Annotated in this window: 6 protein-coding genes; 1 reads left to right on the forward strand and 5 read right to left on the reverse strand. The window is 59.8% G+C overall.

Translation table 11 applies throughout. From position 1 onward, the window contains the following. Window positions 1-4 precede the first annotated feature (4 nt). Window positions 5-589 carry an SCO family protein gene (locus ACO0LO_RS23900; RefSeq protein WP_422968101.1) on the forward strand — a complete coding sequence of 195 codons (585 nt, stop codon included), beginning with the start codon at window positions 5-7 and terminating at the stop codon, window positions 587-589. Between the two features lie 71 nt (window positions 590-660). On the opposite strand, the gene ACO0LO_RS23905 is transcribed toward ACO0LO_RS23900, so the two are convergent. The 5 genes from ACO0LO_RS23905 to ACO0LO_RS23925 all read right to left on the reverse strand — a co-directional run bounded on the left by ACO0LO_RS23905 (window position 661) and on the right by ACO0LO_RS23925 (window position 8,090). Further along, window positions 661-3,405 carry a molybdopterin-dependent oxidoreductase gene (locus ACO0LO_RS23905; RefSeq protein WP_422968103.1) on the reverse strand — a complete coding sequence of 915 codons (2,745 nt, stop codon included), beginning with the start codon at window positions 3,403-3,405 and terminating at the stop codon, window positions 661-663. 23 nt (window positions 3,406-3,428) lie between these two features. Further along, on the reverse strand, window positions 3,429-4,685 hold the full coding sequence (locus ACO0LO_RS23910) for an NAD(P)/FAD-dependent oxidoreductase (RefSeq protein ID WP_422968106.1): 1,257 nt from the start codon (window positions 4,683-4,685) through the stop codon (window positions 3,429-3,431). After that, the gene (gene nirD / locus ACO0LO_RS23915) at window positions 4,682-5,029 is read right to left on the reverse strand and encodes a nitrite reductase small subunit NirD (protein WP_422968108.1); all 348 of its coding nucleotides are present in this window, start codon (window positions 5,027-5,029) and stop codon (window positions 4,682-4,684) included. The genes ACO0LO_RS23910 and nirD overlap by 4 nt, the downstream gene beginning before the upstream one ends. Before the next feature lie 71 nt (window positions 5,030-5,100). Continuing rightward, window positions 5,101-7,650, reverse strand: coding sequence for a nitrite reductase large subunit NirB (gene nirB / locus ACO0LO_RS23920; protein WP_422968110.1), 2,550 nt, complete (start codon window positions 7,648-7,650; stop codon window positions 5,101-5,103). Then, the gene (locus tag ACO0LO_RS23925; RefSeq protein WP_422968112.1) at window positions 7,647-8,090 is read right to left on the reverse strand and encodes a hypothetical protein; all 444 of its coding nucleotides are present in this window, start codon (window positions 8,088-8,090) and stop codon (window positions 7,647-7,649) included. The genes nirB and ACO0LO_RS23925 overlap by 4 nt, the downstream gene beginning before the upstream one ends. Window positions 8,091-8,259 lie beyond the last annotated feature (169 nt).

An 8,259-nucleotide genomic window follows, 5' to 3' on the forward strand; every position in this document is an offset into this window, starting at 1 on the left:
CTGCATGAAAACTCTGTTCCGTCTTGCCTGTCTGCTGTTCGTATTGTCACTGGCGGCTTGCGGCCAGGAATCCAAGCCCCAGTTCAAGAACACCGACCTGACCGGGCTAGACTATGCAAAAGATTTCGCGCTCACCGACCACACCGGCAAGCCGCGTACGCTGGCAGACTTCAAGGGCAAGGCGGTCGTGATGTTCTTCGGTTACACGCAATGCCCGGATGTGTGCCCGACCACGATGGCGGAAATGGCCAACGTCATGAAACAGCTGGGCCCGGATGCCGACAAGGTGCAGGTGCTGTTCGTGACGATAGACCCGGAACGCGATACGCAGGCGCTGCTGGCCAACTATGTGCCGGCTTTCGATCCGCGCTTCCTCGGCCTTTACGGCGACAAGGCCGCAACCGAAAAAGTCGCCAAGGAATTCAAGGTGTTTTACCAGAAGGTGCCCGGCAAAACGCAGGATTCCTACACGATGGACCATACCGCCGGTTCCTATGTATTCGATCCACAGGGCCGCATCCGCCTGTTCCTGCGCAACGAGCAGGGCGCCGAACCTATCGTGCATGACCTCAAACTGCTGCTGCAATAAAGTGTTTTGATCTGATCGAAAAAAGCCCGGTTTGAACCGGGCTTTTTTCATTGTAGGGATACCGGTTTTGCTCAAGCCGATTGTTGTGCCGTCATTTCGTTCAGAAGCTTTTTCAATTCCGGCACGCAAGAGCCGCAATTGCCGCCGGCTTTCAGGCAGGAGGTGATCTCGGGCACGGATTTGATATTGTGCTGGCGTATCGCCGCGCAGATCGTATTGCGGCCCACGCCGAAGCAGGAGCAGATGGTCGGGCCGGTGTCGGCGCCTTTGTCCAGCGGCTGGCCGGGCAGCAGGCCGGCGTAGTCGGCTTCTTCCAGTTGCAGTTTCAGGAACAGGCTGGCGAGCCACGCGCGCGCCGGCAGGTCCAGCCGCGGCGAGATGAATACGCATGCTTCTATCCTGCCATCCACGATATAGGCTGCCCGGTAGGCGCCTGCGCTGGCGTCCTCGTATTCCAGCCAGTCTGCATCGCCATGCGTCGCGCCGCACAGGCTGCGCGCCCATACACCGGGGTGGGAAAGCATTTTCAGCCCTGCCATTTCGTGGCGGGTAAATTGCTGACCTTGTATACGGGTCCAGTGACTGATCTCCGGTATCTGGTCCACAGCCGTCGAATGGCGGTGCAGCACGAAACCCTGCCACGCTACCGTAAACTCTTCTACCCGTACCGGCGTGTGCTTGAACTCAGGCTCGCCGGAAATCGGGTCCACCACCGGATTCACCAGAGCACCGACCCTGGCGTCCGATGCCGACTGGCCGTTCCAGTGAATGGGAACGAATACGCTGCCGCGTGCAATGCCGCCACCGTGCTGTACGCGGGCCACCAATGAACCCCAGCGGGTGGAGACACGCGCCAGCGCGCCCTCGCGTACGCCGTACAGCAGCGCATCCTGCGGATGCAGGTCAACGAAGGATTCCGGCACATGGTCGGCCAGCCTGGCCGATTTGCCGGTGCGTGTCATCGTATGCCACTGGTCGCGCACGCGGCCGGTATTCAGGCTCAGCGGATAATCGCGGTCCGGCATATGGGCCGGATATCGCGGCGGCGTGGCAATAAAGCGCGCCTTGCCGTCGGCATGCGCATAGGTATTATCGGTGAACAGGCGTGCGCTGCTGCTTTCCGACGGCAGCATTTTCAACGGCCATTGCACTGGTTGCAGCGCGTCGAAAGCGGCCTTGCCTAACCCAGTTAATCCATCCAGGTTGAAAAAGCGCGGCACCCCTTCTGCAGCATCATTGCGGAATGCACTGAGGCGCGCATGCTCGTCGAATACTTCGTGCACGCCGGCAAAATCAAAACCGGCATACCCCATGCGCCGGGCCAGCGCACACATGATGTCCCAGTCCGCCTTCGCCTCGCCGGGCGCCGTCAGGAAACCTCGCTGGCGTGAAATGCGTCTTTCCGAATTCGTGACGGTGCCATCCTTCTCGCCCCAGCCCATCGCCGGCAGCAGCACATCGGCACAGGCATTGGTGTCGGTATTTTCCATGATGTCGGACACCACCACCAGCTCGCAGCGGCTGAGCGCACGCTGCACGCGGTCTGCGTCCGGCAGACTGACGACCGGGTTGGTCGCCATGATCCACACTGCCTTGACGTCGCCGCGCTCGATAGCCTGGAACAGGTCCACCGCCTTCAGCCCCGGCTTATCCGCAATCGCGGGGGAATTCCAGAAGGTCTGCACCAGTTCCCTGTGCAAGGGCTGGTCCAGTTCCATGTGCGCCGCCAGCGTATTGGCCAGCCCCCCCACTTCGCGGCCACCCATCGCGTTCGGCTGGCCGGTAATCGAAAACGGACCCATTCCTGGCTTGCCTATACGCCCGGTCAGCAGGTGGCAGTTGATGATGCTGTTGACCTTGTCGGTGCCGGAAGACGACTGGTTGACGCCTTGCGAAAAACCGGTGACGACCTTCCCGGTTCTGGCAAACATCGCGTAGAAGTCCAGCAAATCCTGCAGCTTCAGCCCGCAGACTGTGGCTACCTGAGAGGGCGCCAGGCATTCTAGCTCTGCCGCCTGCAAGGCTGCGACGGAACCGTTGGTGTGGGCGGCGATGAAGCCGGCATCGGCCGCGCCGTTCCTTGACAGGTAGCTGAGCAGGCCGTTGAACAGCCATACATCGGTGCCGGGTTGCAGCGGCAGGTGCAGGTCCGCCAGCTCGCAGCTTGCGGTACGGCGCGGGTCGATGACGACCAGTTTCATCTGCGGCCGCGCTTCCCTGGCTCGCGCAATGCGCTGGAATAAGATCGGGTGGCACCATGCAGTGTTGGAGCCTACCAGCACGACCAGATCGGCCAGTTCCAGGTCTTCATAACAGACCGGCACCAGGTCGGCGCCGAAGGCCCGCTTGTGCCCTGCCACCGCAGAAGACATGCACAGCCGCGAGTTCGTGTCGATATTGGCGCTGCCGATATAGCCCTTCATCAGCTTGTTGGCGATGTAGTAGTCTTCCGTCAGCAACTGGCCGGACACATAAAACGCCACCGCATCCGGACCGTGCTCGGTGATGATGTTCTGGAAGCCTAGCGCGACTTTATCCAGCGCCTCGTCCCAGGACACGCGCTGCGCTGCTGCGTTACCGTTGCCTTTTTCGGTGCGGACCTTCGGAAACAGCAGGCGGCCTTCCAGCCCCACCGTTTCGCCCAGCGCGGACCCCTTGACGCATAGCCGGCCCTTGTTGGCAGCATGGCTGTCATCGCCTGCAATCGCCAGCTGTCCATCTGCCTGCAGGCTGGCGCGCACGCCGCAGCCCACGCCGCAATACGGGCAGGTTGTGTTGGTGACCGATGTGGCGATAGGGCTCAGGGAAAGGTTCATGCGCGTTCCATCTATGTTCTGCCTCAGGCTGCCTGCAGGCACAAGGCCTGGCCGAACAATAGCTGGCCGCGCAGCGCGGAGATGTCGGTCTTGTTTTGTATCAGGTCGAAATACCACGGCCCATCTTTGACATCGCCATACAGCACGGCACCGACTACGCGTTGCCCCTTCAGCACCAACCGCTTGTAGATGCCGCGCCTTGGATCGCGCAAGACCAGGTCTTCGCTGCCTTCACCACCGATGAAGTCGCCGGCGGAATACAGGTCCACGCCGGTTACCTTCAGCTTGGTTGCCGTGGCCTGCTGCACGTACCTGCGGTGGCCCGCTCCTGCCAGGTGGGCGCCACAGACTCGTGCCTGGTCCCAGATCGGCGCCACCAGGCCAAAGGTCGCCATCCTGTGTTGCACGCACTCGCCGACCGCGTACACGCGCGGGTCGTAGCTTTGCAGGGTGTCGTCCACGACAATCGCGCGTTCGCAATGCAGGCCGGACTGTTTTGCCAGGTCGATATTCGGACGCACACCCACCGTCATCACGACGAGGTCGGCCGGTATCTCGCTGCCGTCCTTGAAGCGCACCGCGCTGACCTGTTCCGGCCCTGCGATTTCCGCGGTATCGGCGCTGAGCAGGAAGCGTAAGCCCTTGGCTTCCAGCGCTTTTTTCAACAAGACGGAAGCGGGCTTGTCCAGCTGCCTGTCCATCAGGCTGTCGGCCACATGCACGACGGTCACCTCCATGCCTTGCCGCTGCAGGCCATTGGCGGCTTCCAGACCCAGCAAGCCGCCGCCGATGACCACCGCATGCCGGTGCCTGCATGCTGCCTCCAGCATGGTTTCCACATCCTGGATATCGCGGAAGGCGATCACGCCCGGCAAATCATGACCGGGTACAGGGATGATGAAAGGGCGGGAGCCAGTGGCCAGCAGCAGCCTGTCGTACGGCGCCTGCACGCCGGATTGCGAATACACGATGCGCCTGAGCCGGTCTATCCTGACGACCGGGTCGCCCGCATGCAGCGTGATGCCGTTCTGCACATACCACTCGCGTGTATGCAGCATGATGTCAGCCATGTCCTTGTCGCCTGCCAGCACCGGCGACAGCAGGATGCGGTTGTAGTTGCCATGCGGCTCGGCGCCGAATACGGTGATGTCGTACAGGTCCGGCGCCAGCTTCAGCAGCTCTTCCACGGTGCGCATGCCTGCCATGCCATTGCCGACGACCACCAGCCTGGGCCGGGCACTGGCCGAAGAGCAGCTGTTATTGTCAGGCAAAAAACTCATGCACCTACCCAGACCATGCCGTCTGTCAGGCGCACCGGATAGGCATGCACCGATTGCCCAGGCAATTCCACGCATTCACCAGTCATCAGGTCGAAGTGATTTTTGTAGATGGGCGAGGCCACGACGATACGTTCGCCCAGGCTGCCTACCAGGCCGCGCGATAGTACGGAAGCGTCTGCAGTAGGGTCGTAGTTATCGATTGCGAACAGCCGGGTCTCGCCGTCCTGGATGCGAAAGACTGCAATCTGCTGGTCTTTGACCAGCGCGCATACGCCGGTATTGGGCACGATGTCGTCCAGCGTGCAAACCTGTGTCCAGCAATCCTGCTGCAATTCGTTTTTCATTGCGTTCTCCGAAGTCGGTGTATTTCTATACTTGTATGGCGGATTAAAGTTTGCTTAAAGAAAGTTCAGCATCAGGCAGCTTCGTCGGCCACGGCAATCGGGATCATCGCGTATTGCCGTTCTTCCGGAGTTGCAGGGCGTATCTGGCCGCGTTCTTCCATGAAGACCACATTGCCGTCCGGCTGTGCGCTGTTGACGAAGTGACGGAAGCGCTTGCGGGTTTCCGGATCGGTCACCGCATTCTTCCATTCGCACTCATAGGTATCGACGACATGCTGCATGTCGTTTTCCAGTTCGGCAGCGATGCCCAGCTTGTCCCGCACCACGACGCCGGCCAGGTAGTCCAGGCCGCCTTCCAGGTTGTCGCGCCATACGCTGGTGCGTTGCAGGCGGTCAGCCGTGCGGATATAGAACATTAGGAAGCGGTCGATGTAGCGCACCAGTGTCGCCTTATCCAGGTCGCTTGCAAGCAGCTCTGCATGGCGCGGTTTCATGCCGCCGTTGCCGCACACGTATAGGTTCCAGCCCTTGTCGGTGGCGATGATGCCCACGTCCTTGCCTTGCGCTTCCGCGCATTCGCGCGTGCAGCCGGAAATGCCGAACTTGATCTTGTGCGGCGCGCGCAAGCCCTTGTAGCGGTTTTCCAGTTCTATCGCCAGGCCCACGCTGTCGGCAACGCCGTAACGGCACCAGGTGGAGCCCACGCAGGATTTGACGGTGCGTAGCGATTTGCCGTAGGCGTGTCCTGATTCAAAGCCGGCGCTGATCAGTTCTTCCCAGATCTGAGGCAACTGTTCAACGCGCGCGCCGAACAGGTCAATGCGCTGGCCGCCGGTGACCTTGGTATACAGCCCGTATTTCTTCGCCACCTGGCCCACGGCGATCAGCCCGTCCGGTGTCACTTCACCGCCTGCCATGCGCGGCACGACGGAATAGGTGCCGTCTTTCTGTATATTGCCGAGGAAGTAGTCGTTGGTATCCTGCAGGCTTGCATGCTCTTTTTTCAGCACAAAATCATTCCAGCACGAGGCCAGCACGCTGGCCGCCACCGGCTTGCAGATGTCGCAGCCCAGGCCCTGGCCGTGCTGCGCCAGCAGCGCGTCGAAAGTCCTGATCTGCCCCACCTTCACCAAGTGGTAAATCTCTTGCCGTGAGTACGGGAAGTGTTCGCACAGGTGGTTGTTGACGGCCATGCCCTGCTTTTTCATTTCCGACTTCATGATCTGCGTGACCAGCGACACGCAGCCGCCGCAGGTAGTGCCCGCCTTGGTGCAGCTTTTCACTGCGCTTATACTGGTGGCGCCGTCGCACACAGCGGCACAGATGTCGCCCTTGCTGACATCGTTGCAGGAACAGATCTGTGCGCCGTCGGGCAGCGCATCCACACCCAGGCCGGGACGCGATGCGCCGTCTGCCTGCGGCAGTATCAGGAATTCAGGCGATTCCGGCAGCTCGATGCGGTTCAGCATCATCTGCAACAGGCTGCCGTATTCACTGGCATCGCCTACCATTACACCGCCCAGCAAATACTTGCCGCAATCCGATACGACGATTTTCTTGTAGATCTGCTTGCGCTCGTCGGTGAACTGATAAGAGCGGCTGCCGGCCTCGGTCGCATGCGGATCGCCTATGCTGGCGACATCCACCCCCATCAGCTTCAGCTTGGTGCTCATGTCGGCGCCGGTGAATTCCGCGCCTGCGTTGAAGGTGTCCGTAATATGGCGCGCCGCGACGCGCGCCATGTCGTAGCCGGGCGCCACCAGGCCGAATATCTTGCCGTTCCACAGCGCGCATTCGCCAATCGCATAGATATCGGGATCGGAGGTCAGGCAGCGGTTGTCGATGACGATGCCGCCGCGCTCGCCGACTTGCAGGCCGCAACTGCGCGCCAGTTCATCGCGCGGACGTATGCCGGCGGAGAATACGATCATGTCGGTGTCCAGGTGGCTGCCATCGGCAAACACCATCCTGTGCGTGCCGTTTTCTCCATCGATAATCTCTACCGTGTTCTTGTGCGTGTGCGCGGTCACGCCGAGTTCTTCCATCTTCTTGCGCAGCACCCGGCCGCCGCCTTCATCCACCTGTACCGCCATCAGGCGCGGTGAAAATTCCACGACATGCGTCTGCAAATTCATGTCGCGCAAGGCCTTTGCGCATTCCAGCCCCAGCAGGCCTCCGCCTATGACGACGCCTGTGCGGGAGCGGGCTCCGCATTCCTGCATGGCCTCCAGGTCTTCTATCGTGCGGTAGACAAAGCAGTCCTTCCTGTTCTTGCCAGGCACCGGCGGCACAAAGGGATAGGAGCCGGTCGCCATCACCAGCTTGTCGTAGGCCAGCGTTTCGCCATTGTTGACGGAGACTGTTTTTGCCGCGCGGTCTATCGCTGTTGCGCGCGCATTCAGCTTCAGCAGCAGGTTGCCGCGCTCAAAGAAACCTGCTGGCACCAGCGACAGGTCGTCCGCTGATTTACCTGCAAAAAATTCGGACAGGTGCACCCTGTCGTAGGCAGGGCGGGGCTCCTCGCACAATACCGTGACTTCCAGTTGCCCCAGTTGTCCTTCTGGCAGGCTCTCCAGGAATTTATGTCCCACCATGCCGTGACCGATGACGATGATTTTCATGATCCGTTGTTCCTTTGCGCGTCGTTTCGTGGCTGCAAAAACAAAACGGCGCCCTCTGAACCCGATTTCATCAATCGGTTCAGAGGACGCCGTTGTCCGAACAAGTCCGCCGTTAGACCTGCATAGAAATTCGTGGGCCAAGCATGACCCTGTGTACCAATCGAAGCAAAGGCCGTGCCATCGGTGAAGGAGTGTCTTGCCGGGGGAATGAAGGGGGTATCAACATTTTTAGGCGAACCGGTGCGCCACATCAGGGCGATGCCGTGCAAATTTGCCTGAAAGCGGTGCACTTTTTCTGAAAGCTTGTGCTCTGCCCAGATAGAGAGAGCGGGACCGCAATGAACAAAAAATGCATATAAAAAAATAGAAAAGAGTGCGAAAAAACGACAAATGCAAATCAGCATGGCTCCATCAAAAACTGTGAAATGTGACAGGTGCATGTCAATCTTTAAGTTTTTTAACACATGTCTCTTTTAGGTCGAAATTGGATTGCTTAAATGCATTTTTTAATTGAGCGCACTATATAATCCGTCCGCGAAATCCATCACCCGAAGAAATCGAACATCAAAAATTTCCGCGGGTTTTCTGGCTGAAACAGGCCGCTCTTCA

Source organism: Undibacterium sp. TJN25, assembly GCF_049339885.1.
Classification (GTDB): Bacteria; Pseudomonadota; Gammaproteobacteria; order Burkholderiales; family Burkholderiaceae_D; genus Undibacterium.

What these genes read in the sequence shown, in the direction of transcription:
- ACO0LO_RS23910 (WP_422968106.1), bottom strand. Translation starts at nt 4,685, where the DNA reads ATGAGTTTTTTGCCTGACAATAACAGCTGCTCTTCGGCCAGTGCCCGG.
- ACO0LO_RS23905 (WP_422968103.1), bottom strand. Translation starts at nt 3,405, where the DNA reads ATGAACCTTTCCCTGAGCCCTATCGCCACATCGGTCACCAACACAACC.
- ACO0LO_RS23900 (WP_422968101.1), top strand. Translation starts at nt 5, where the DNA reads ATGAAAACTCTGTTCCGTCTTGCCTGTCTGCTGTTCGTATTGTCACTG.
- nirD (WP_422968108.1), bottom strand. Translation starts at nt 5,029, where the DNA reads ATGAAAAACGAATTGCAGCAGGATTGCTGGACACAGGTTTGCACGCTG.
- nirB (WP_422968110.1), bottom strand. Translation starts at nt 7,650, where the DNA reads ATGAAAATCATCGTCATCGGTCACGGCATGGTGGGACATAAATTCCTG.
- ACO0LO_RS23925 (WP_422968112.1), bottom strand. Translation starts at nt 8,090, where the DNA reads ATGCACCTGTCACATTTCACAGTTTTTGATGGAGCCATGCTGATTTGC.